20 protein-coding genes and 2 tRNA genes are annotated in these 23,725 nt (G+C 65.1%); 5 read left to right on the top strand and 17 right to left on the bottom strand.

Annotated elements, in window-relative coordinates; all coding sequences use genetic code 11:
* Positions 1–59: 59 nt before the first annotated feature.
* The 13 genes from RND64_RS09055 to RND64_RS08995 all read right to left on the bottom strand — a co-directional run bounded on the left by RND64_RS09055 (position 60) and on the right by RND64_RS08995 (position 16,582).
* Positions 60–3,575 (bottom strand): Rne/Rng family ribonuclease, encoded by a 3,516-nt coding sequence (locus RND64_RS09055; protein WP_049697054.1) that lies wholly within the window; start codon positions 3,573–3,575, stop codon positions 60–62.
* A gap of 451 nt (positions 3,576–4,026) precedes the next feature.
* On the bottom strand, positions 4,027–4,443 hold the full coding sequence (gene ndk, locus RND64_RS09050; protein ID WP_049697450.1) for a nucleoside-diphosphate kinase: 417 nt from the start codon (positions 4,441–4,443) through the stop codon (positions 4,027–4,029).
* Positions 4,444–4,540: 97 nt separating this feature from the next.
* Positions 4,541–5,092, bottom strand: coding sequence for a hypothetical protein (locus tag RND64_RS09045; protein ID WP_053117310.1), 552 nt, complete (start codon positions 5,090–5,092; stop codon positions 4,541–4,543).
* Between the two features lie 242 nt (positions 5,093–5,334).
* The gene (locus tag RND64_RS09040; protein WP_049697053.1) at positions 5,335–6,228 is read right to left on the bottom strand and encodes an undecaprenyl-diphosphate phosphatase; all 894 of its coding nucleotides are present in this window, start codon (positions 6,226–6,228) and stop codon (positions 5,335–5,337) included.
* Between the two features lie 101 nt (positions 6,229–6,329).
* The gene (locus tag RND64_RS09035; protein ID WP_049697052.1) at positions 6,330–6,761 is read right to left on the bottom strand and encodes a DUF4233 domain-containing protein; all 432 of its coding nucleotides are present in this window, start codon (positions 6,759–6,761) and stop codon (positions 6,330–6,332) included.
* On the bottom strand, positions 6,758–8,203 hold the full coding sequence (gene folC, locus RND64_RS09030) for a bifunctional tetrahydrofolate synthase/dihydrofolate synthase (RefSeq protein ID WP_200903197.1): 1,446 nt from the start codon (positions 8,201–8,203) through the stop codon (positions 6,758–6,760). Before folC ends, RND64_RS09035 begins: the two co-directional genes overlap by 4 nt.
* Before the next feature lie 158 nt (positions 8,204–8,361).
* Complete coding sequence (locus tag RND64_RS09025) at positions 8,362–11,010, bottom strand: valine--tRNA ligase (protein WP_049697050.1); 2,649 nt, start codon at positions 11,008–11,010, stop codon at positions 8,362–8,364.
* Between the two features lie 78 nt (positions 11,011–11,088).
* Positions 11,089–11,724, bottom strand: a complete 636-nt coding sequence (mobA, locus tag RND64_RS09020) for a molybdenum cofactor guanylyltransferase (protein ID WP_049697049.1) — start codon at positions 11,722–11,724, stop codon at positions 11,089–11,091.
* A gap of 103 nt (positions 11,725–11,827) precedes the next feature.
* The gene (gene clpX, locus RND64_RS09015) at positions 11,828–13,108 is read right to left on the bottom strand and encodes an ATP-dependent Clp protease ATP-binding subunit ClpX (protein ID WP_049697048.1); all 1,281 of its coding nucleotides are present in this window, start codon (positions 13,106–13,108) and stop codon (positions 11,828–11,830) included.
* A 335-nt stretch (positions 13,109–13,443) separates the two neighbouring features.
* The gene (locus RND64_RS09010; RefSeq protein ID WP_005207743.1) at positions 13,444–14,133 is read right to left on the bottom strand and encodes an ATP-dependent Clp protease proteolytic subunit; all 690 of its coding nucleotides are present in this window, start codon (positions 14,131–14,133) and stop codon (positions 13,444–13,446) included.
* 60 nt (positions 14,134–14,193) lie between these two features.
* Complete coding sequence (locus tag RND64_RS09005) at positions 14,194–14,799, bottom strand: ATP-dependent Clp protease proteolytic subunit (protein WP_049697448.1); 606 nt, start codon at positions 14,797–14,799, stop codon at positions 14,194–14,196.
* A 272-nt stretch (positions 14,800–15,071) separates the two neighbouring features.
* Positions 15,072–16,466: a trigger factor gene (gene tig / locus RND64_RS09000; protein ID WP_049697047.1), complete on the bottom strand. Its 1,395-nt coding sequence runs from the start codon at positions 16,464–16,466 to the stop codon at positions 15,072–15,074.
* Positions 16,467–16,508: 42 nt separating this feature from the next.
* A tRNA-Pro gene (locus RND64_RS08995) sits at positions 16,509–16,582 on the bottom strand.
* Positions 16,583–16,852: 270 nt separating this feature from the next.
* On the opposite strand from RND64_RS08995, the gene RND64_RS08990 reads away from it, so the two are divergent.
* The 3 genes from RND64_RS08990 (at position 16,853) to RND64_RS08980 (ending at position 18,220) form a co-directional block, all read left to right on the top strand.
* Positions 16,853–16,923, top strand: a tRNA-Gly gene (locus RND64_RS08990).
* Positions 16,924–17,067: 144 nt separating this feature from the next.
* On the top strand, positions 17,068–17,265 hold the full coding sequence (locus tag RND64_RS08985) for a hypothetical protein (protein WP_049697046.1): 198 nt from the start codon (positions 17,068–17,070) through the stop codon (positions 17,263–17,265).
* Positions 17,266–17,512: 247 nt separating this feature from the next.
* Positions 17,513–18,220 carry a L,D-transpeptidase gene (locus RND64_RS08980; RefSeq protein ID WP_049697045.1) on the top strand — a complete coding sequence of 236 codons (708 nt, stop codon included), beginning with the start codon at positions 17,513–17,515 and terminating at the stop codon, positions 18,218–18,220.
* 78 nt (positions 18,221–18,298) lie between these two features.
* Here the strand turns inward: RND64_RS08980 and sthA are convergent, their stop codons facing one another.
* Together sthA and RND64_RS08970 are read right to left on the bottom strand one after the other, a co-directional pair.
* Positions 18,299–19,759, bottom strand: a complete 1,461-nt coding sequence (gene sthA, locus RND64_RS08975) for a Si-specific NAD(P)(+) transhydrogenase (RefSeq protein ID WP_049697044.1) — start codon at positions 19,757–19,759, stop codon at positions 18,299–18,301.
* Positions 19,760–19,811: 52 nt separating this feature from the next.
* Positions 19,812–20,789: a PE-PPE domain-containing protein gene (locus RND64_RS08970; RefSeq protein WP_083444287.1), complete on the bottom strand. Its 978-nt coding sequence runs from the start codon at positions 20,787–20,789 to the stop codon at positions 19,812–19,814.
* Positions 20,790–21,047: 258 nt separating this feature from the next.
* Here RND64_RS08970 and RND64_RS08965 point away from each other — a divergent pair, with 258 nt between their 5' ends.
* Positions 21,048–21,191: a hypothetical protein gene (locus RND64_RS08965; protein WP_200903183.1), complete on the top strand. Its 144-nt coding sequence runs from the start codon at positions 21,048–21,050 to the stop codon at positions 21,189–21,191.
* A 120-nt stretch (positions 21,192–21,311) separates the two neighbouring features.
* On the opposite strand, the gene RND64_RS08960 is transcribed toward RND64_RS08965, so the two are convergent.
* Both RND64_RS08960 and RND64_RS08955 read right to left on the bottom strand, forming a co-directional pair.
* Positions 21,312–22,115, bottom strand: a complete 804-nt coding sequence (locus tag RND64_RS08960) for an Fpg/Nei family DNA glycosylase (protein ID WP_049697043.1) — start codon at positions 22,113–22,115, stop codon at positions 21,312–21,314.
* A 101-nt stretch (positions 22,116–22,216) separates the two neighbouring features.
* Positions 22,217–22,690: a ribose-5-phosphate isomerase gene (locus RND64_RS08955; protein WP_049697042.1), complete on the bottom strand. Its 474-nt coding sequence runs from the start codon at positions 22,688–22,690 to the stop codon at positions 22,217–22,219.
* Here RND64_RS08955 and RND64_RS08950 point away from each other — a divergent pair.
* On the top strand, positions 22,664–23,719 hold the full coding sequence (locus tag RND64_RS08950; protein WP_200903182.1) for a M48 family metallopeptidase: 1,056 nt from the start codon (positions 22,664–22,666) through the stop codon (positions 23,717–23,719). The two genes, RND64_RS08955 and RND64_RS08950, sit on opposite strands and share 27 nt — an antisense overlap.
* Positions 23,720–23,725: the final 6 nt, after the last annotated feature.

Genomic DNA, 23,725 nt, shown 5'->3' with positions numbered 1-23,725 from the left:
GGGACCGGTCACCGCTGGGTCAAACTCGCCATACCATGCCGGACCTGCCGACGTGGTGGTCAGTCCTCCACAGGCGGTCCAGCCGGACGTCCGGCCGTGCGCCTACGTGGTCGACGCCGCACCGCGACGGTCGTCGGCGCCGACGAGACCGGGCCGAACGTGGTCAACGGCGCACTCGTGGGCGCGTCGTCTGCGAGAACCACCGGCTCGGCCGCTCCGGTCGGCGACGCCGCCCGACGAACCGCACGGCGACGACGCTTCGGCGCCTCGACTCCGTTCGTCGACTGGGCGCTCTCTCCCGCCGACTGGGCGCTCTCTCCCGCCGACTGGGCGTCCTGTCCCGCCGACTGGGCGTCCTGTCCCGCCGACTGGGCGCTCTCTCCCGCCGACTGGGCGCTCTCTCCCGCCGACTGGGCGTCCTGTCCCGCCGACTGGGCGCTCTCTCCCGCCGACTGGGCGTCCTGTCCCGTCGACTGGGCGTCCTGTCCCGTCGACTGGGCGCTCTCTCCCGCCGACTGCGCGTCTGCCGAGGTATCCGACGACGCCTCGTCCTCCACGACGACTGCCTCGACGTCGATGACCTCGCCGTCCTCGTCGTGCGTGTGGGCCGCCATCGCGCGGAACATCGGATGCTCGGCCGGGTTGTGAGCAGGCTTCTGCTCGACCGGCTCCGCCTTCTTCTTGCTGCGCCGCGAGCGCTTCGAGCCGGTGTTCTCCGACTTTCCGCCGTCGTCGGACGTCACCTCGACAGGACTCGAATGCACGATGATCCCGCGGCCGCCGCACGTCGTGCAGGTTGTGGAGAACGCTTCGAGAAGTCCAGTACCGAGTCGCTTACGCGTCATCTGCACGAGGCCCAGCGACGTCACCTCGGACACCTGGTGGCGCGTGCGATCGCGCGACAAGGCCTCCGTGAGTCGACGCAGCACCAGGTCGCGGTTGGATTCGAGCACCATGTCGATGAAGTCGACGATGATCATGCCGCCGATATCGCGCAGACGCATCTGCCGCACGATCTCTTCCGCTGCCTCGAGGTTGTTGCGGGTCACCGTCTCCTCGAGGTTGCCCCCGGAGCCGGTGAACTTGCCCGTATTGACGTCGACGACGGTCATCGCCTCGGTGTGCTCGATGATCAGCGTGCCGCCCGACGGCAGCCACACCTTGCGGTCGAGTGCCTTGGCGAGTTGCTCGTCGATGCGGTGCACGACGAAGGAGTCGGGTGCGTCGGCGCGCGGACGCTCGAAGCGCTCCACCCGATCCATGAGGTCGGGCGCGACCGAACTGACGTATCCCTCGACGAGGTTCCACGCCTTGTCGCCTTCGACGACGAGCTTCTTGAAGTCCTCGTTGAACAGGTCGCGGACCACGCGGACCAGCAGGTCCGGCTCCTCGTAGAGCGCGCGCGGCGACACCGATCCCTTGTTGGCCTTGCCGAACGCCTCGTCGATCGACTTCCACTGCTTCTCGAGTCGCTCGATGTCGGCAGCGAGGTCGTCGGCGCTGACACCCTCCGACGCGGTGCGGATGATGACGCCGGCATCGTCGGGGACGAGCTTGGCGAGGATCTGCTTGAGCCGCTTGCGCTCGACGTCGGGAAGCTTGCGGCTGATGCCGGTCGACGTTCCACCCGGCACGTAGACCAGGTAGCGACCAGCCAGCGAGATCTGCGTGGTCAAGCGAGCACCCTTGTGACCGACAGGGTCCTTGCTGACCTGCACGAGCACCGGATCACCCGGTTTGAGGGCCTGTTCGATCTTGCGCGACCCGCCGTCGAGTCCGGCAGCGTCCCAGTTGACCTCACCCGCGTAGAGAACGCCGTTGCGACCGCGACCGATGTCGACGAACGCGGCCTCCATGCCGGGCAGCACGTTCTGCACGCGCCCGATGTAGATGTTGCCGACCATCGACGACGACGTCTCCGTGGTGACGAAGTGCTCGACGAGCACACCATCTTCGAGCACGGCGACCTGCGTGTAGTCCTCGACGGGAGTGACGTGATCATGCTCGTCGGACTGCGAGAGTCGAACGTTGGCGCTGCGCTCACGCACGACCATCACCCGGTCGACGGCCTCGCGGCGCGCGAGGAACTCCGACTCACTCAGAATCGGTGGTCGACGACGCCCCGCGTCCCGACCGTCGCGACGTCGCTGGCGCTTGGCCTCGAGGCGCGTCGACCCCGAAATCCCCTGCACCTCGTCGCGGGCACGCTTGCTGCGCGGCTCCCGCTCGTGGACGACGGTGTTCGGCGGATCGTCGGGCGACGATGAGTCGTCGGATTCTGCTCCACCCTTACGGCGACGACGGCGCCTGCGGCGCTTGGTCGACGATCCGTCTCCGGATTCGGCATCATCCGAGTCGTCGGCGTTGCCGTCGGCCTGATTGTCGCCCTTGTCGGCGGAATCGTCCGCGGCGTTGGAATCGTCTGCCGAACCCGGGCCCTGCCCGCGCCCGTCATCCTGACTCTCGCCCTGACCGCTGTTGCCCGCTGAGTTCTTGCCCTCTGCTGGCTTGCCCTTGCCGGACTTCTTCCGCTTCTTGCCCGCGGGTCGATCGTTGTCCGACTGAGAATCCGAATGATCGGAGTCGGAAAGATCGGAATCGGACCGATCAGAATCAGACTGGTCGGAATCGTCCGACGAGTCGGTGTCCTCGTTCTGGTCACGCTCGTTCTGATCGCCGCGACCGCGGCCACGACCACGCCTGCCACGACGACGTCGACGATTACGGCCACTGTCGTCGCCGGAGCTCCCGTTGTCGGAGCCTTCGCTGTCATCGGAGCCGGCGTTGTTGCCGGAGTCCGAGGAGTCCTCGGCACTCTCGTCGGTCGCGTTCGGCGCGGAACGCTCAGACGTCGGCCGACCACTCTTGGCGCCACGCTGCGAACCATCCGACGCAGAGTCGTCACTGCTCTTACGGTGGCGGCCGCTGGGTGCGTCAGACGCGGCGGCGGGCTGCGGGGGAAGGAAGAGCGGGCTGGCGGCGATCTCCTCGGCAGGCGCCGCGACCTGCGGCTTCTCGGTCTCGATCGCCGAGAAGAGCGAGAGAGTGTGCGGAGCATGCGCCTGTGCGCTCGGCTCGACGTCGGCCGCCTCGGCCGCTGCGTCGGCGGGTGCAGACACCTCGGACACCGTGACGTCTGCTGCGTCGCTGTCCGGTGCGGCGTCGACGGGCGCCTCGTCTACGGCCGCAGCGTTACCTGCGGCGTCGGCACTTTCCGCGCCGCCGGCCTCCGGCGTGCTCGCAGGTTCGCCCTGGTCAGAAGCTTCGGCGGGCCCTGTTGGTTCTGCCGTCGAGGGTGCCTGCTCCGATGCGGAATCGGCCGCCTCGGCGGGTACCGCGGCGTCGTCGACCTCGACGTCGTTGCGTACACGGTCGGCGACGGCTTGCGCCATGCTGCGTTCGACGCTCGACTGAGCACTCCGGCTGGGCCAGCCCAGCTCGGTGAGGTGCGCAAGCACCTGCCTACTCGTGAGGCCGAGCGTGCGCGCCAGCGCGTGCACCCGAAGCTTGCTGGGAAAATCCTCCGCCGAGCCTGACGCAGCGTTCGCGTCGATCGGCGACCCGTTGTCGGTCACTGATGTCTCCTTGAACCCCCGGGCGCGACATTGTCGGCGGCCACGCGGGGGTCTCTCGTGTGTCCCGGTCCTGTGCGGACCGGTGTTATATGGTCTCCGCGCTCCTGGTGTTCCGTTGTCCGGACTCCGCAGGTTGCGCTCTTGCTGGGTGATGAGATCCGTCATGCCTTCCACGCCATGCGTGACGGCCTGGGCCGCCCGTCGAGTCTGTTCTCGACGTCGATGGGGAAAGCGATCTGCCGAACGGGCGCTGTGCGGATTGCCGCCATGGGCAACAATCTCCACTGCTGTGTCCGACGCCGAACGCCATCGTCGTCATCACGAGCAGAGTGTGTTCGCGATAACCAAGCAAGTATCCCACACGGTGCGACATATCCCGCAAACTATGCGATAAAGCGCGCGTCAGCGGCTTGACAACCGCCGACGCGCGCTGGGCTACGCGGGTTCTTGCTCAGTCGTTCAGTGCGGGAAACCAGAGCGCGATCTCACGCTCCGCCGATTCCGGCGAGTCCGATCCGTGGACGAGGTTGTACTGGGTGCTGAGCGCGTAATCGCCGCGGATCGTGCCCGGTACGGCCTTCTCCACGGGGTCGGTTCCGCCCGCGATCTGACGGAACGCGGCAACAGCACGCGGCCCCTCGAGCACGGCCGCGACCAGCGGACCCGACGTGATGAACTCGACCAGCGACGGATAGAAGGGCTTGCCCTCGTGCTCCGCGTAGTGCTTGGCCGCGAGGTCGTCGCTGACGTTTTTGAGCTCGAGTGCCGCGAAGGTCAGGCCTTTGCGCTCGATGCGGGCGAGGATGTCGCCGACGAGCGAACGCGAAACGCCGTCGGGCTTGATGAGTACCAGAGTCCGTTCAGTCACGAGCACACTGTAGCGACCCGACGCCCGCACGCCACCCCGACCTCGTGATTCGCAGCCGGGCGGGTACTACTAATCGGTCAGGGGCAGTACTTGTCCGTCAGGGGCAGTATTTGGGCTCGATCGGGAAGAATCCGTAGTCGAAGAGATTGCCCGCTGCGGTGTGCGAGTTGATGATCACCTGGACGCATCCGCCCGGCGAGGCGAGTGCCGCGGTCACCGCCCTGTCGAACTGGCCTGCGAAGGCCAGGTTCGCTGGCCGATAGGAATCCGGCACCGGCAGTGCTGCGACGGCCTGCGGCAGGTTCATCGAGTCCATGCGCTTGGTGAGGTCGTGCGTCGCGAGGTAGCCGAACGCCTCACCCGGAACAGGCATCGGCGGTCCGGGCGTCGGAAGCGGAATGTCGGAGTCCGACGCACCGCCCCGCGCGGAGGGCGCCACCGATTGAGGTGTCGCCGACTGTGGATTGGCGGACTGGGGAGCGACGGACTGGGGCGTCGGCTTTTCGGGAGCGGCCACTGCCTCCGGCGCGCTGATCACACCCAGTGGTACCAGCGCCATCGAGGCTGCTGTCGCCGCGGCGAGACGAAGGTTTCGCGATGTCTTCGCTGCGGTGTGGTTGATACGGGTGGTCGGTGCGCTAAAGGTCACGCGACTCCTCTCGGTGTGATGACGTGTTCGACGTCGTATGGGACACCTCGTTGCCGGCGGCTACCAGGCGTCATCGGTTCTTCGTGGGGCTTGAGGATCGTCGACCACGCCCCCTGAGCGGGCGCCTTGCCATTGTCCCCAGGCGCTTGCGCCCCGTCATTGTCACAGAGCACACACAGAATGCAAAGATGCATACATCACATTTCTGGCCTACAGCGGTGCCAAAGGAACGTCGACGCCGCTCAGGCGAAGTGCACGATGCTGATCGCGCCCGCCGCGAGGCAATAGACCACGAACGGATACAGCGTTCTCGTGTGGAAGTACTTTGCCAGAAATGCGACAGCCGCGAACGCCGCGACAAACGCGCACACCGACCCGACGAGTACCTGGCCCCCGATGCCCTGACCGTCCGGCCCGAAGAGTTCGGGGATCTTGAGCACCCCAGCGGCAAGGATGACGGGCGTGGCGAGCAGGAATGCGAAGTGGGCGGCGTCCTCGTGATCGAGGCCTCGCAGGAGGCCCGCTGAAATCGTCGATCCCGAGCGCGAGATCCCCGGGAACAGCGCGAGTATCTGAGCCGACCCGATCGCCGTACCTTCTTTCATCGACAGCGACGTGACCGACCGGGCCGGCGCCTGCCGGGCCACGGAGTGTCGCCCGATTCGACCACGGCGCCTGCGCAAAAGCTCGGTGGTAAGCAGCACCAGTCCGTTGAGGAAGAGCAGGATCGCCGCCGCCAGCGGGGTCGCGAACAGCACGCGTAGCGGCTTCTCTGCGATCAATCCCACGACACCGACCGGAATCGTGCCCGCGATGAGCAGCCACGCCAGGCGGGCGTCGCTGTCGTCGTCGACGCTTCGGTGACGAAGCGATCGGATGAAGCCCGCGACGATGCGCACCCAGTCGCGCCAGTAGAACAGGATCAGGGCCAGTGCGGTCGCGACGTGCAGTGCGACGACGAAGGCCAGAAACGGGGTGTGCCCCGAACTCTTGGACTCCGTGACCAGTTTCGCCCAATCGCCACCGAGCCAGGCGGGCACGAGGATCGAATGCCCGAGACTCGACACCGGAAACAGTTCGGTGACGCCCTGCAGAAGGCCGAGTATCGCCGCTTGCGGATAGGTCAGGTCAGTCACGGCAGCGCCCCCTCAGCGTCGACAAGTTCTTGTCTTCCGGGACGCCACAGTAGCGAAATCCGTTGTGCCGCGCGCTAATCGGACAATTGCGGCGGGGCGCTTCAGCTCTCGATCGGCTCCTGGCCATAGAGCAAACCGCGGTCGATTCGACGCTGCACGTCGCCCTTGATGTAGCGGATATAGAGCCAGACGCAACCGAAGATCACGCCGATCACCGCGATCGACCAGTGAAAGACACCGCCGATGATGACGAGGACCTGCAGCGCCAGGTTCATGTTGAGCGCTTGTGGTCGCTTCTGCATTCCGGCAGCGAGCACCATCAGAAGGGTCACCACACCCAGATACGTCCCCGACACCCAGGTCAGGCCGTTGCCCACCCGCGCAACGATCGGGAACGTCAGGATCATGACGATGACCTCGAGCACCATGGTGCCCGCCATCACGCCACGCAGACCCTTCCACGGGTCGTTCGTCGGTGGCGTGAACTTGGGCGTGGCCGCGGATTCCGGTGTGTTGCCGGATGATTCGCTCATGCGGGCTCCTTCCCGAACAGCGTTCGTCCGGCGCCTGCCGTCACTACCGAACCGGTGATGACCACCCCGGCACCCGAGACCGGTTCGCCGTCGGATTCCTCCGCGAGTCCGATCGCTGCTTCGACGGCGTCGGGCAGGAAGGGTTCGACGTGCACCCGCTCCTCTCCGAAGACCTCGCGCGCGGTCTCGGCGAGCGTCTCGGCGTCGACCGCTCTCGGCGAGCCGTTATTGGTGATGACCACCGCGTCGAGTACCGGTTCGAGTTCGGTGAGAAAGCCCGCGGCATCCTTGTCGCCGAGCATGCCGATCACTCCGACGAGCCGTCGGAAGTCGAACTCCTCGGTGAGTGCGTGCGCGAGTGCGTGTGCCCCGTGGGGATTGTGCGCGGCGTCGACGAAGACGGTCGGCGCACTGCGGACACGTTCGAGCCTGCCGGGACTGCTGACCGCAGCGAACCCCGCACGCACGGCGTCGATGTCGAGTTGGCGGCCCGGTCCCGCACCGAAGAACGCCTCGACAGCGGCGAGCGCAATCGACGCGTTGGCTGCCTGATGCTCGCCGTGCAGCGGCAGGAACACCTCGTCGTAGACGCCGCCGAGACCTTGCAGGCGCAGCAGTTGCCCACCGACCGCCGTGACGGACTCGAGGACTGCGAACTCGGAATTCTGCCGCGCGACGACGGTGTCTTGTGCGACGGCCTCGCGCAACAGCACGTCCATCACCTCCGGCTGCTGCGGCGAGATCACGGTCACCGGATCGGTCACGACCAGATCGTCCTTGGCGGGCTTGATGATCCCGGCCTTCTCCCCCGCGATCGCCGCGAGCGAATCGCCGAGGTAGTCGGCGTGATCCATCGCGATCGGGGTGATGACAGCGACCGTCGCGTCGACGACGTTGGTCGCGTCCCAGCGCCCGCCCATCCCGGTCTCGACGACGGCGACGTCGACCGGCGCCTCGGCAAAGTATGCGAACGCGATGGCCGTGAGCACCTCGAACTTGCTCATGCGCGGACCGTCGGCCGCGGTCGACGAATCGTCGACCATCGTGACGTACGGCTCGATGTCGCGGTAGGTGTCGATGAAGTCGCGCGCCGGAATCGGGCGGCCGTCGACAGCGATTCGTTCTGTGACGCGCTGTAGGTGCGGGCTGGTGTACCGACCGGATCGACGATGCAGCGCGACCATCAGCGAGTCGATCATCCGAGTGACCGACGTCTTCCCGTTGGTGCCGGCGACGTGGATCGCCGGATAGGCGTGCTGAGGTGAACCAAGCAGATCCATCAACGCCGCGATACGGGTCAGCGACGGCTCGATCCGCGTTTCCGGCCACCGCGTGTCGAGTTCGTTCTCCAACTCGGCGAGCTCGGCAAGATCGGACGGACTGTCGACGACGATGATCGGTGTGTCGTCGAGGTCGTCGCCGAGGAGCGAACCGAGATTCATCGGATCGGGCTCGACGTCGCCGTCCTCGTAACCGGCGAAATCTGCCGACGTGAAGATCGGCTCCCCGTCATCTTCCACGTAGTCCCCGTCTGAGGAGTCCAAGTCCGACGGGTCGGGCGAGTAATCGTCTCCCCGACCTGACCGACCGTCGCGCGAACTCATGATCCGCCCAGCGATGCCAGTTTCGCCCCGAGCCGCTCGACTTCTTCGGTCGCGACCTGCTGTCGTTCCCGGATCTTGGCGACGACGTTGTCGGGAGCCTTCGCGAGGAACTGCTCGTTTCCGAGCTTGGCCGTCGTCTGTGCGAGTTCCTTCTCAGCGGCGGCCAGGTCTTTGGCCGCACGTTTGCGTTCGGCTTCGATGTCGACGGTCCCGGACGTGTCGATCCGGACGGTGACGGTCGCCGCCGACAGCCGGACGTCGACCGTGGCGGTCGCGGAGAAGTCGTCGCCGGCACCGTCGAGACGGGCGAGCGAGTCGAGATAGGGCCGCACGTCGGAGAGCCCGGCGGCGTCGAGGCCGTCGATCTCGGCCGCGACCCGTTGCCCGGGACGGAGTCCCTGGTCGCTGCGGAAGCGTCGAACCTCGGTGATCAGTCGCTGGAGGTCGTCGACTTCGGTTGCCGCGGCGGCGTCGACCGGACGCCCCGAACGCGTCGGCCACGACGCGATCACCACGGACTCGCCACCGGTCAGCGTCTTCCACAACACCTCGGTGACGAACGGCATGACCGGCGACAACGCGCGCAGCAGCGGGTCGAGGACAGCGCCGAGCACCAGCGCTGTCGACCGCGAGCGTTGCGGATCATCTTGTGCGAACTGCACTTTCGCGAGCTCGAGGTACCAGTCGCAGACCTCGTCCCACGCGAAGTGATACAGCGCCTCGCATGCCTTGGAGAACTCGTACGAGTCGAATCCGGCGTCGACCTCGGCGAGAACCTCGTCGAGGCGCCCGAGAATCCAGCGGTCGGCGACGGTCAGGTCGGCGGCATCGGGCAACTCGCCGTCCGCAGGCACCTGCGCACCGTTCATCAGGGCGAACTTGGTGGCGTTGTACAGCTTGGTCGCGAAGTTGCGCGATGACTGGGCGTGATCCTCGCCGACAGAGATGTCCGATCCGGGATTCGCGCCACGGGCAAGTGTGAACCGCAGCGCGTCGGCGCCGAAACGGTCGACCCAGTCGAGGGGATCGATGCCGTTGCCGCGTGACTTCGACATCTTGCGGCCGTGCTCGTCGCGCACGAGTCCGTGCAGGAACAGGTTGTGGAACGGCACCTTCTTGTCGGCGTCGAAATCCTTGCCGACGTAGGTACCGAACATCATCATCCGGGCGACCCAGAAGAACAGGATGTCGTAGCCCGTGACGAGCACCGAGTTGGGATAGAACTTCTCGAAGTCGGGGGTATCGTCCGGCCAGCCGAGCGTCGAGAACGGCCACAATCCCGACGAGAACCACGTGTCGAGCACGTCGGTCTCCTGGACGTAGCCCTCGGGGGCCTGCTCGTCGGGGCCGACGCAGACCACCTCGCCGTCGGGTCCGTACCAGATCGGGATGCGGTGACCCCACCAGAGCTGACGCGAGATGCACCAGTCGTGCATGTCGTCGACCCACGCGAACCAGCGCGGCTCCATCGACTTCGGATGGATGACCGTCGATCCGTCACGCACGGCGTCGCCTGCGGCCTTTGCCAGCGACTCGACGGCGACCCACCACTGCATCGACAGCCGCGGCTCGATCGGCTCACCGGTCCGTTCGGAGTGTCCGACGCTGTGCAGGTACGGCCGAACCTCTTTCACGATGCGGCCCTGCGCAGCCAGGGCCTCGCGGATCTTGACCCGCGCCTCGAAGCGGTCCATGCCGTCGAATTGCGTTCCGGTGTCGGCGATGCGGGCTTCTTCGTCCATGATCGTCGGCATCGGCAGATCATGTCGGGCGCCGACCGCGAAGTCGTTCGGGTCGTGCGCGGGGGTGATCTTGACGGCTCCGGTGCCGAATTCGGGGTCGACATAGTCGTCGGCGATGACCGGGATCTTGCGGTCGAGGAAGGGATGCTCGAGTTCGGTCCCGACGAGCGCGGCATACCGTTCGTCGTCGGGATGCACAGCGATCGCGGTATCGCCGAGCATCGTCTCCATTCGAGTCGTCGCGACGACGATGTGCGGCTCGGCATCGTCGAGCGATCCGTAGCGGAAGCTGACGAGCTCGCCCTCGACGTCGGCGTAGCTGACCTCGATGTCGCTGACCGCGGTCTTGAGCACCGGCGACCAGTTGACGAGACGCTCTGCCTGATAGATCAGGCCGTCGTCGTACATCTTCTTGAATACGGTCTGGACCGCCCGGGACAGGCCCTCGTCCATGGTGAAGCGTTCGCGGGTCCAGTCGACGCCATCGCCGAGTCGGCGCATCTGCTCACCGATGTTGCCGCTGATCTCGGCCTTTTCCTGCCAGACGCGTTCGATGAAGGCATCGCGACCGAGATCGTCGCGGGTGAGTCCCTCGGCAGCGAGTTTGCGCTCGACCATGGTCTGCATCGCAATGGCGGCGTGGTCCATACCGGGCAGCCACAGCGTCTCGAAACCCTGCATGCGTGCGCGGCGGGTCAAGGCGTCCATCAGGACGTGCTCGTAGGCGTGCCCCATGTGCAGCGACCCGTTGACGTTGGGCGGCGGGATGACGATGGAGTACGCGGGCTTGTCACTGGAAGCATCCGGCGTGAAATACCCGGCATCAACCCAGCCCTGGTAGAGCTTCGACTCGTGGTCGGCGGGGTCCCAGGATTTCGGCAGTGCAGGCGTCGAGTCGGTCACCCTTCAATCTTAGGGAACGCCGTCAGCGCTATTCACACCGTCTCCACACGGGCCGCTTCTACCGTCTCGAGCGGCTGCTCAGCCGATCGCTTCGGCACGCGCGGCGTCGGCCGAAACCCGCACGCGGTGGACATCCTCCGGAGAGTTCACGTTGGTCAGCCACAGCGGGTCCGAGACGGTGACCCGATAGGTGGCAAGGGCGTCGAGAGCCGCTGTCATTCGACGTTCCCCCGTCGCGACGAGCTGGCCGATCACGTCGGCAGCATCGGTGCGGTAGATCGCCGCCATGGGATGGTCGCGCTCGGCGTCGTGCGCGACGACAACGCCCGCGGTGTCGGTCACCGCCCGACTCAGTTCGTCGATGAGGCCCGGCTCGATGAGCGGCATGTCGGTCGCGGACACGAACGCGTACGAGCGACCGGCGTCGCGCGCTGCCGCAAGCCCGACGGCGAGGCCTGCCAACGGACCGGCACCGGGCTGCTCGTCGGTCACCCACACCGCTTCCGGACCGCCGGTCCCGTGCAGAAGCCGGTAGGCCGCCGAGTCCTCAGGGGCCACCACGAACACCGGTTCGCACCGTTGCGAGATCACCCGCACGACACCTGCGAGCATGGGTTCGCCGTTCCAGTCGAGGGCCGCCTTGTCGCTGCCCATGCGGCGTGAACGGCCACCCGCCAATACGATTCCCGCGATCTGGTCTTCGGTGAGTGTCATCTGACCAGTCTGTACCACCCCCGGCGTCACCGTCCCCAAGACGACAAAACGCGGGCCCCGTCTTGTGAGACGGAGCCCGCGTGTCAGAGAGTTCGGTGCGGTGTCAGGCGCTCTTGTCGCGACGCTCGGCCGACGTGTCGGACCGCGGCACGATCGTCGGCAGGACGTTGTCGTTGACCGTCTCAGCGGTCACGACAACCTTCTCGACGTCGTCGCGACTCGGGATGTCGTACATGACCGGAAGCAGGACTTCTTCCATGATGGCGCGGAGCCCGCGGGCACCGGTGCCGCGGTGGATTGCCTGGTCGGCGACGGCCTCCAACGCATCCTGCGTGAACTCCAGCTCGACGTCGTCCATGTCGAAAAGTTTGGTGTACTGCTTCACCAGCGCGTTCTTCGGCTCCGACAGGATCGAGACGAGAGATTCCTTGTCGAGGTTGGTCACCGACGCGATCATCGGCAGACGTCCGATGAACTCCGGGATCAGACCGAACTTGATCAGGTCCTCCGGCATGACCTCGGCGAAATGATCGCTCGTGTCGACCTCGGCCCTGCTCGCAACCTCGTTGCCAAAACCGATGCCGCGCTTGCCGATTCGCTCGGAAATGATCTTCTCGAGTCCGGCGAACGCACCCGCGACGATGAACAACACGTTGGTCGTGTCGATCTGGATGAACTCTTGGTGTGGGTGCTTGCGTCCACCCTGCGGCGGCACCGATGCCTGCGTGCCCTCGAGAATCTTGAGAAGCGCCTGCTGCACACCTTCGCCGGAGACGTCACGGGTGATCGACGGGTTCTCGCTCTTACGGGCGATCTTGTCGACCTCGTCGATGTAGATGATGCCGGTCTCGGCGCGCTTGACGTCGTAGTCGGCGGCCTGGATCAGCTTGAGAAGAATGTTCTCGACGTCTTCACCGACGTAACCGGCCTCGGTGAGCGCGGTGGCATCGGCGATGGCGAACGGCACGTTGAGCATCTTGGCGAGCGTCTGGGCGAGGTAGGTCTTGCCGCACCCGGTTGGCCCGAGCATCAGGATGTTGGACTTCGCGAGTTCGACGACCTCGCCGGTCCGCGAGTCCTTCTTCTCCCCGGCCTGAATGCGCTTGTAGTGGTTGTACACAGCCACCGCGAGCGTGCGCTTGGCAGTGTCCTGGCCGATGACGTAGTTCTCGAGGAAGTCGCGGATCTCTGCGGGCTTGGGCAGCTCGTCGAGCTTCACGTCGCCGTTCTCGGCGAGCTCTTCCTCGATGATCTCGTTGCACAGGTCGATGCACTCGTCGCAGATGTACACGCCGGGGCCGGCAATGAGCTTCTTGACCTGCTTCTGGCTCTTCCCACAGAACGAGCACTTCAGCAGATCGCCACCGTCTCCGATTCGTGCCATCTCGCGCCGTACCTACTTCCCTTGCTTGCCGTGCTGCCGTGTCGTCGTATGAATCGTGTCGGCCTGATCGTTGTGGTCTGGATCGCTGTCGTCTGGATCGTTGCGGGGTGGAACTTTGACTGTCGTCGCAGACCTCGTACTCGGGGCAGTCGGATGCGGACCATCGCTAGTCAGGATCGCCCGATATCACGACGGTACCCGCGTGTCGACATAACTTCGACCGATAAGAGCAAATGTCGCGATCGAAATCCGCCGACTCGTCGCCCCCAACGGTGCGGCACTCAAGCATGCACCCTGTGCCGCACCGTTATCGGGGAACCCCGAGGGGTGTGTCGCTACTTCTTCATCGACTTCTTGCGGTACTCGAACACCTCGTCCACGATGCCGTATTCCTTCGCCTGGTCGGCGGTGAGGATGTTGTCGCGGTCGGTGTCCTTGCGGATCTTCTCCTTGGACTGACCGGTGTGGCCGGCGAGAATCTCGTCGAGACGGTTGCGGATGCGCTCGATCTCGGCGGCCTGGATCTCGAGGTCTGACACCTGGCCCTGGAATGCTCCACCCGTACGAGGCTGGTGGATCAGGATCGTCGCGTTCGGCAACGCCGCACGCTTGCCTGGGCTACCGCCCGCGAGCAGAATCGCCGCAGCCGACGCAGCCTCTCCGAGGCAGACGGTCACGATGTCGCAGTGGACGTACTGCATCGTGTCGTAGATCGCGAGCATGTCCGGCACGCTGCCGCCCGGCGAGTTGATGTACATGGTGATGTCGCGGTCGGGGTCCTGCGATTCGAGAACCAGCAACTGCGCCATGACGTCGTTCGCGACGGTCTGATCGATCGGCGTTCCGACGAACACGATGCGCTCTTCGAACAGCTTCGCGTACGGGTCGTACTGGCGCTGCCCGTTGGGGGTGTGCTCGATGAACTGCGGGAGGATGTAGCGCATTTCGATGTTCTTCAGCGCGAGGGCCGAAGCGGGAATCCCTGCGGCGACGTCGGCCGGCAGCGAGTCGTACATGTTGGTCATGGTCTGCTCCGTGAAGTGTGAGGTGACGGGTGAACTCGACTGTGGTTGATCGCTTGAGATCTACGACGCCTGGCTGGCGCGCGAAATCACGTGGTCGACGAGGCCGTAGTCCTTGGCCGCCCCTGCGGTGAACCACTTGTCGCGATCGGCGTCTGCCTCGATCTGCTCCACCGTCTGACCGGTGTGCTCGGCGTTCAGCTCGTTCATCTGCTTCTTGGTCGTGGCGAACTGCTCGGCCTGAATCGCGATGTCGGCCGCCGTACCACCGATACCTGCCGACGGCTGGTGCATCATGATGCGGGCGTGCGGAAGGGCGTAGCGCTTTCCCTTGGCGCCGGCGGTGAGCAGGAACTGACCCATCGAGGCCGCGAGGCCCATCGCGTAGGTGGCGATGTCGCACTCGGCGAGTTCCATCGTGTCGAAGATCGCCATGCCCGCGGTCACCGAGCCACCGGGCGAGTTGATGTACATGTGGATGTCTCGCGTGGGGTCCTCGGCGGCGAGCAGCAGAATCTGCGCGCACAGCCTGTTGGCGATGTCATCGTCGACCTGAGTACCCAGGAAGATGATTCGCTCACGCAGCAGCCGCTCGAACACCGAGTCGCTCAGGTTCAGCCCGGCGACCCCTGAACTCATCGAGGGTGTGTAAATGGTCGGCTTGCTCACGGTTCCCACCTTGTCTGTCGTTTGTGGTCTGTCTCGATCCGCGCCCCGGCTGACCCGGGGCCCGTGTGCTTGTTGATCTCGAGTGCATTGATGACGGGGCGCGGCCTGTCGATGGCATGCCCTGTCGATCTCGCTTATTCGGGATCGTCCTCACCGACAGTAGTCAATCGACGGTGCCCGACACCGCCCATGACGCCCCTATTCGCTGAGAGCAGAACAGCCGGACACGGGCATGGCCCAGTATCCGGCTGTCACGTCCTGCTGTGGAAAAGTCAGGCGTCGGAATCCTTCTTGTCCGTATCCGACTCGTCAGCGGCCGATTCGTCAGCAGCGTCGTCGGCATCGGTGCCGCCGCCGAAGAACTCTGCGGTGTCGACGGTGTTGCCGTCGGAGTCGGTCACGGTGACCTCGTCGACGATGCCGGCGAGCGCCTTGCCGCGGCGAACGTCGGCGTAGACGGCGCCGACCTGGTTTGCCTGGGTGAGCTGCTGGATGAACTCCTGCGGAGCCATCCCGTAACGCTGCGCCTGGAACAGGATCTGCTGGGTCAGCTCGTCCTGGCTGACCTCGGTCTCCTGCTGCTCGGCGATGGCGTCGAGGAGGAGCTGCGTGCGGACCGACTTCTCGGCCGACTCGCGAGCGTTCTTCTCGAACTCCTCACGCGTGGTGCCCTGCGCCTCGAGCAACTGCTCGAAGATCGCGTCATCATGGCCGATGCTGTGCAGCACCTGCTCGAGCTGTCCGTCGACCTCGGCCTGCACGACGTTCTCCGGCAGCGGGATCTCGACGGTCTCGAGGAGCTTGTCGAGCACGGCGTCACGAACAGCGTTGGCCTGGTCGAACCGCTTCGACTGCTCAACGCGCTCGACGATCGACTCGCGCAGCTCGTCGACGGTGTCGAACTCGGACGCCATCTGGGCGAACTCGTCGTCGAGTTCGGGCAGTTCGCGCTCCTTGACCGAGTTCACCGTGACGGTGACCTCGGCGTCGGCGCCTGCATGATCTCCCGCGACGAGCTTGGTGGTGAAGGTCTTCGACTCGCCGGACTTCAGACCGACGAGCGCCTCGTCGAGTCCGTCGATCAACTGACCCGAACCGACCTCGTGTGAGAGCCCCTCGGTCGACGCGTCTTCGACGTTCTCGCCGTCGACGGTCGCCGACAGGTCGATGGAGACGTGGTCGCCATTCTCGACGGCGCGGTCGACTCCCTTGAGCGTGCCGAACCGGCCGCGCAGCCCTTCGAGCTGCTCGTTGACCGCGTCCTCGTCGTCGGCGACGGCGTCGACCTCGACGGACAGCGTCGAGTAGTCGGGAAGCTCGATCTCCGGGCGAACGTCGACCTCAGCGGTGAAGCTGATGCTCTCGCCGTACTTCAGCTCGGACAGATCGATCTCGGGCTGGCCGATGGCCTTGGTCTCGGTCTCCGCCACGGCCTCCGAGTACTTGCCCGGCAGCGCGTCGTTGACGACCTGAGCGAGGATCGAGTCGCGACCGACTCGAGCTTCGATCAGCTTGGCCGGCGCCTTTCCCGGACGGAAGCCCGGGATACGGATCTGCTGTGCCAGCGAGCGGTATGCCCGGTCGAAGTCGCCCGAGAGTTCCTCGAACGGTACTTCGACATTGAGCTTCACTCGGGTCGGGCTCAGTTGCTCGACGGTGCTCTTCACGCCTCAATGCTCCTTATGTGTACGTGCGTACGTCCTGATCTGTCGGGATGACAGGATTCGAACCTGCGACCCTCCGCTCCCAAAGCGGATGCGCTACCAAGCTGCGCCACATCCCGGTGGCCTCGATACACCTCACCGCGGCCCCGATGGCCCCTCCGCGGACCCATCGATTCCCTGACGAGCAGGGCCAACAGAAGATAGTACGTGGCCCCAGTTGAGTAACCGAATCCGGTCCTCGACGACGTGCGTGTGACGAGCCGCGGACTTGTGAACACGGAGCCACTCGGCCCCCGGCAACTCCCGCGTGACACGTGGACGTCCAGGCGATTTCGAATCCGACGCACTCATTGGGTACAGTCACATGCGCTGCCGCTCGGCGACAGCACGCGGGTGTAGCTCAATGGTAGAGCCCTAGTCTTCCAAACTAGCTACGCGGGTTCGATTCCCGTCACCCGCTCAGACGAGGTCAGAGGGTTTTCCCTCTGGCCTCTTTCTTTTGGGCATCGGCCTCGACTTTCGTCACCTTCTTCGAGTAGCACCTGCGACACACCACCACGATGACGAGTGTGATCCACGCCACATTCGGGTGTAACCTTGCAGCATGTCCTCCAGTTACTCCAAGACCCCGCGCAAGTGCTCTACCTGCGGCGCACCGCTGTTCTTCCGCCGCGACGTGACGACGTCCGAGAGTGGCACGCCACGCGTCGACGCCATGCTCGTCTGCCGCAACGAGGGATGCTCAGAACCCGCGCTGCATCTCAAGACCGAGCACCCGGATACCCAGAGCCAGCCGGCGTAATGCGCGGCGCCGCAGCCTTTTCGAGACCTGCGAGTTGACGATTCGGAAAAATGTGATGGGTGTCACACAGTGCGGCAGCCTATCCACCGACCTCCCCTTTTACGTTCGCGAAGCACCAATCCGACACCTCAATGGGGCGTCCCACGCGTTTGCCTTTGAAGGAAAGACAACGGTTGTGTAACGATGGTCGCGGCGCCTCGGGGGGGTGCGCCCGTACTGTCCCGAGAGCGAAGGTTTGCGAACTCCCGTGTTGAACACAACGTCGTCCCATCGTCGCCGGAAGAGCGTCGTCCGTGGACTCCTTGCAGCGGTCATCGGCGTCATCGCCGTTGCACTGGCCGCACCGGGCCTCGCCCAGGCCACGCCAGTCACCGTCGTGCCGGGCCTTCCGCCTGTCGAGATCCCCGACAACATTCCGGGACTGCCGACTCCGCCCAAGCCGTCGACTCCTGCGCCGGCTCCCAAGACCACCACGCCTCCTCCTACGACCACGCAGGAGACCCCGAACGTCCCCGCGATCCCCAACGTGAAGACCTCGACCGGTTGGATCGCGCTGGCAACCGATGGTGACCACACCATCTACTGGTGGAAGGACGGCAAGTTCGTCAAGAAGATGCCGATCTCCATGGGATCCAACGCGCATCCGACCCCGAACGGCGTCTACCACACCCGTGAGAAGTACCAGCACATCGTGATGGACTCCTCGACCTACGGCGTTCCGGTCGACTCACCCGAGGGCTACCGCACCGACGTCAACTGGGCGACCCGCATGTCGGGCGACGGCATCTTCATCCACGCCGCACCCTGGTCGGTCGCACAGCAGGGCAACAGCAACGTCAGCCACGGTTGCATCAACATCAGCACCGAGAACGGCAAGTGGGTCTACGACACCATCCCGCAGGGCACCCCGATCGTGGTCCGCGGAACCGTCGGCGGCCAGTACGACGGCAACTGATCTGCCTATCTGAATCATTCAAGACACGAAAGAGGCTCCCGGTCGACGACCGGGAGCCTCTTTCGTGTTGCTTCGAACTCAGACGAGGGTTCCCGCGTCGACCGTCCCGACGTCGAGGTCCATCCGATTACCCTCGGCCCGCACCTGCGCAATCGCGCGCATCTTGTTCGACGCATCGAGCGCGGCAACCTTGTAGCCCTCGGCCAGGGTCGGGTAATTGAAGACGGCATCGACGAGGTAGTCGATCTTGCCGCCCAGACCCATCACCGTCTGGCCGATATGGACGAGTTCGGCGGCGTTGCTACCGAATGCGTGTACCCCGAGAAGCGTTCGCTCCTCGGCGTGCACGAGCAACTTGAGCAGGCCGTAGGAGTCGCCCATGATGGCCCCTCGTGCGAGTTCGCGATATCGCGCGACACCCACTTCGAACGGCACATTCGCTGCCGTCAGCTGGTCTTCGGTCTGACCGACAAAGCTGATCTCCGGGATGGCGTAGATCCCGATCGGCTGCAGGTTGTCGTCCGTGGCACCGACCGGCTCGTCGAACGCGTGATACGTCGCGCGTCTGCCCTGCTCCATCGACGTCGCTGCCAACGCGGGGAACCCGATGATGTCGCCAACCGCGTAGATGTGGTCGACCGCGGTCCGAAAGTCGGAGTCGACGGTGAGCCTGCCGCGCTTGTCTGCCGTCAGGCCCGCTGCCTCCACCCTCAATTCGTCGGAAACACCCTGACGGCCCGCGGAGTAGAGCACGGTGTCCGCGGGGATCTTCTTGCCCGACGCCAGGATCGTCAGCGTTCCGGATGGATGTGTCTCGACGGTTTGTACCTGCTCACCGAACCGGAAGGTCACGCCTCGCTCGCGCAGTTGGTACTGCAGCGCTTCGACGATCTCACGGTCGCAGAAGTCGAGCATGGTGGGCCGTTGCTCGATCACGGTGACCTTGGTGCCCAGGGCCGCGAACATCGACGCGTACTCGATGCCGATGACACCCGCTCCGACGACGACCATCGATCGCGGAACCCGATCGAGTGCCAGGATCTGGTCGGAGTCGACGACGGTGGTGCCGTCGAAGTCCACCGAGGGAGGGCGCGCGGGCCGCGTACCGACGGCGATGACGAACTTGTCGGCGCTCACGTGTTTGAGATCGCCGGTGGCGTCCTCGACCGCTATTTCGTGAGGACTCGTGAAGTACGCACTGCCGAGCAGCATGGTCACACCATTGCGAGCGAGCTGGCTCTGAATGACATCGATTTCTTTCCCGACGACGTGCATGGTGCGGGCCGAAAGATCCGTGACCGTTATATCCGATTTCAACCGATATGATTCGCCGTACATTTCACGTTGGTTGAGGCCGGTCAAATACAACACCGCCTCGCGCAACGTCTTGGATGGAATCGTGCCGGTGTTGATGCACACACCGCCAACCATGTTGCGCCGCTCCACAATTGCTGCCCGCTTGCCGAGCTTTGCGGCGGCTATGGCCGCCTTCTGACCGGCCGGTCCAGAACCGATGACAACGATGTCGAAATGATCCACGGGTTCGTCTTTCGCTCGTCTGACACCTGACGACCCGTCGCGGGGTCTGTGATCAGTGTGGCTCAGCGATCGGGTTCGCACGACTCGAGGCGCCGACCGGGCCAAAGGTTGCACCCACCTGTAACCACCGGGCCAACTCCTGGCAGCCCGTCGTGTCCGGGTCCGTGACGAGTCGTCGGTACGGCTCACGGCTGTACGCGGTGTGCCTGCCACCGTCACGGTTGGTGATCACCAGGCTGTGCCACACGATGAGAGCCGGAAGGTACCGCCGCACCGCGCGCCACGCGGAGCGGACGCGGCGTACGTCGCGACTCCACTGGGTAGGTCGAAGTGAGGTGCGTGCGGCGTTCTGAAAAGCGTTGTCCCGCAAGATCGCAAGCATGTCGAGAATCCATCGGAACGGCCGCCGTAGTTCAAGGGTCGAAGTCAGATCGGCGATGTCGCGGATCAACGAATCCGGTTCGGCGTTACAGATCATGTCGGTGGGCGCCCCGACCCACCACGCGGGAATCTGATCGGGCAGCTGCGGGCCCTCCCCCGCGACTCCCCATCCGGAACACCCGGTGACGGCGCCGGGCGGTTGGTGCGGATCGGCGACGAATCCGAGACCCAGAACACGATTCATCACCGGATCACCGTCGCGGTGCAGTTCATGCATACAGCGTCGGACGACGACGGCGCCCTGCGAGTAGCCGACGATCATCACCGGTCCGCCGGTCTGCGCGAGCTGTCGCCGCAGCGACCGGACGCCCTGCGCCACACTGTCCGCGTAGCTCATGCCGTCCCTGCCGTTCGCCGGCCCGTAGCTTGCCGGATATCCCACCCACCGCGACACGAAACGAGCGTCGAGATCGTCGACGACCGCAGCCAGCAACCCGGTGACCGCTGTTCGCGAATCCCCCTGGTACGACTCACCCGTTCCCCCGACCGCGAGCACCGTGATGCGATCCGCCGTCGACGCCCGAGCCCTGAGGTCACCGCCGGCTACCTGATGCGCGTCTGCCGGCCGCAAGGAATCTGTGCACTCCATGTAGCCCATGGTCGGCGCAGCCGATGAGAGTAGTGCCCAACGACACTGAACTTTCTCTGTGAGGCTTTCGCTGTGAGCCCGCGCGTTTCGGTGAGACCGCAGGTCAGAGTCGCGCAAATCACGTCGGATCAGGTTGATTTACACAGAATTAACGCGAACACTGGATGGTGCGGTTCGTCAGGCGACCATCTCGGTGGTCGAACGAGCGCACTGCACCACCGAACAAGACGCCCGATACCAAAGAAAGCAGCGTTTCCAATGTCTTTCGCACGATTCCGTGCACAGCTCCACAATTCGTCCGACCGTCGCAGGCTCTACGACCGGATCAACCGGGTCGCCGCCGATTCTCAGCGCGACGAACTGCTGATCATGGCGCAGCGCGCCGAGCAGCGCTCCCACTGAGCCACAAATTCTGCGCCCGTAGTCACTGACTGCGGGCGCTTTCGTGTTGATACCCGCTCTTCTTGCGGGCCGCGGATGAGTCCTGCTCCACACTGCCGAGCCGAGTTGTCCGGAAGCCGATCACGACTGACAGACCGGGCACCAGAACAGGTTTCGACCTTCCAATTCGCTGTGTGCGATCGGCGTCCCGCAGATCCTGCACTCTTCTCCCGCGCGCCGGTACACGTAGGTGCGCGGGCGATTCTTTGCATATGCCGGGGCACCGTGATCGTCCTCAGCGCGCACCACGTGAATACGGCCACGACGAACGCCGACCTTCATCAACCCGACGAGATCGGTCCATACGGCATCGAACTCGTCCGCGGTGATCGACGTCCCCGGCCTCATCGGGTCGATTCCGTTGCGGAACAACACTTCTGCGCGGTACACGTTGCCCACTCCCGCGATGACCTTCTGGTCCATCAGGAGCGCGCCGATCGGTCGACGCGATCGGGCGATGGCCGCGTACGCCCGGGACGGATCGGCGTCGGAACGTAATGGGTCTGGGCCGAGCCGTGCGACGAGCGCGTCGAGGTCGGCCGGCGTGTACAGCTCGCACGCGGTGGGGCCCCGGAGGTCGACGCCGGTCGACTGCCCGACGATCCGCATCCGCACCTGTCCGACGGGCTCACCCATCGGGACCGGCAACTCGGTGAACGCGCCGTAGAGCCCGAGGTGTACGTGCAGCAGTTGCTCACGTCGACCGTCGCGATAGCGCTGCACGAGGTGTTTGCCCCACGCCTGAGCGTCGTCGAAAACCATGCCGTCGACGACGGTGGCACCTTCGGCGAACCGCCCCTGTGGCGAACTGACCGCAACGCGCTGGCCGTCGAACAGCTTTCGTTGGCGCCGCGCGATGCGGTGCAGGGTATGGCCCTCAGGCACGGCGCCCTCGTGGACAGATAGTCCTTCGCCGACCGGTCATCCCCCGTCGACCGGCCATCCCCCGTCGACCGGTCATCGCTGCCAGCGAGGAGTCCCGACGATCAGGACTCGGGCAGAGCCGGTGCGATGCCGGTCTCCTCGTACTCGCTGAGGATGTCGATTCGACGCTGATGACGCGGCTCCTCGGAGAACGGGGTGTCGACGAAGGCGTCGACAATCGCGAGCGCCTCCTCGGTGGTGTGCATACGGCCACCGATACCGATGAGCTGTGCGTTGTTGTGCTGACGGGCAAGTTGGGCGATCTCGACATTCCAGGCGAGTGCGCACCGCGCACCCTTGACCTTGTTCGCCGCGATCTGCTCACCGTTGCCGCTACCGCCGAGCACGATGCCGAGGCTGCCCGGATCGTCGACGGTCTTCTGTGCGGTGGCGATGCAGAATGCGGGGTAGTCGTCCTGCGCGTCGTACTCGTGCGCGCCGGAATCGATCACTTCGTGCCCGTTCGCCTTGAGGTGTTCGGAGATCTTGGCTTTGAGTTCGAATCCGGCATGGTCGCCACCGACGTATACGCGCATAGCGACCACTATAGATTGAAGGCCGTGGACGACTCATCGCCTATTCCCAATGTGCCAGGACTTGCCGATCCTGCGCCGACGACGGCCCACTACGACCCCAACCGACGGTGGCTGACGCCTGCCAAGTACGCGGCGCAGCCGCGACTGCATCCTTGGGAGATCCCGACGCTTGTCGTGCTGATCCTGCTGTCGGTGGTCGGCTACGCGATCACCGTGGTGTTGGTGATGTTCGGTGTGTTCAATCAGCTCGCGCTGCTGGCACTCGCGCTGCCGTTGCTGTTGTTCCTCATCCGAGGCATCACCTACGCCACTCCCCGCGCCAACGGCGTTCAGATGACGCCGACGCAATTCGTCGAGGGATACCGGATGGTCGTCGAGGCGGCCGCCCGCTACGGACTCGAGTACGTCCCCGACGCCTACGTCGTGCTGGGCAACGGGCAGATCAACGCGTTCGCGTCGGGCCACGGTTTCCGGCGCTATGTGGTCGTCTACTCCGACCTCTTCGAGATCGGCGGCAGAGCCCGTGATCCGGAGGCGCTGCGATTCATCATCGGCCACGAGGTCGGTCACATCGCCGCAGGGCACACGTCCTACTGGCGACAACTCGCGACGAGCATCGGCATGCAGATCCCCATACTCGGCTCGCTGCTGTCTCGGGCCCAGGAGTACTCGGCCGACAACTTCGGCTACTACACGCAACCCGACGGCGCGCCGCGGGCAATGGGCGTGCTCTCGGCGGGCAAGTACATGCTGCGCGCCGTCGACTTCGACCAACTGGCCGACAGGGCAACACACGAGAAGGGCTTTTTCATCTTCCTCGTGAATCTGCTCGCGTCACACCCTGTTCTGACGTGGCGCGCAGCCGCACTGCGCGATCGGACACGCCCGGGCGCCATTCTGTTCCGCCCGAGGACCATCGTTCGCGGCGTCGGCAGCGGCAACGCAGTACCAGTCACGCCGCCGCCGCACCCCGCCGCCGTGGCCGAGGGGTCGCTGCCCAACGGACTCGAGGCCCCACCCAAGTTCTAGCGACAA

This window comes from Gordonia sp. w5E2 (assembly GCF_036540975.1).
Classification (GTDB): Bacteria; Actinomycetota; Actinomycetes; order Mycobacteriales; family Mycobacteriaceae; genus Gordonia; species Gordonia jacobaea.
Note: the sequence above shows the minus strand (reverse complement) of the source record. Positions and strands in the feature narration are given on the sequence as shown.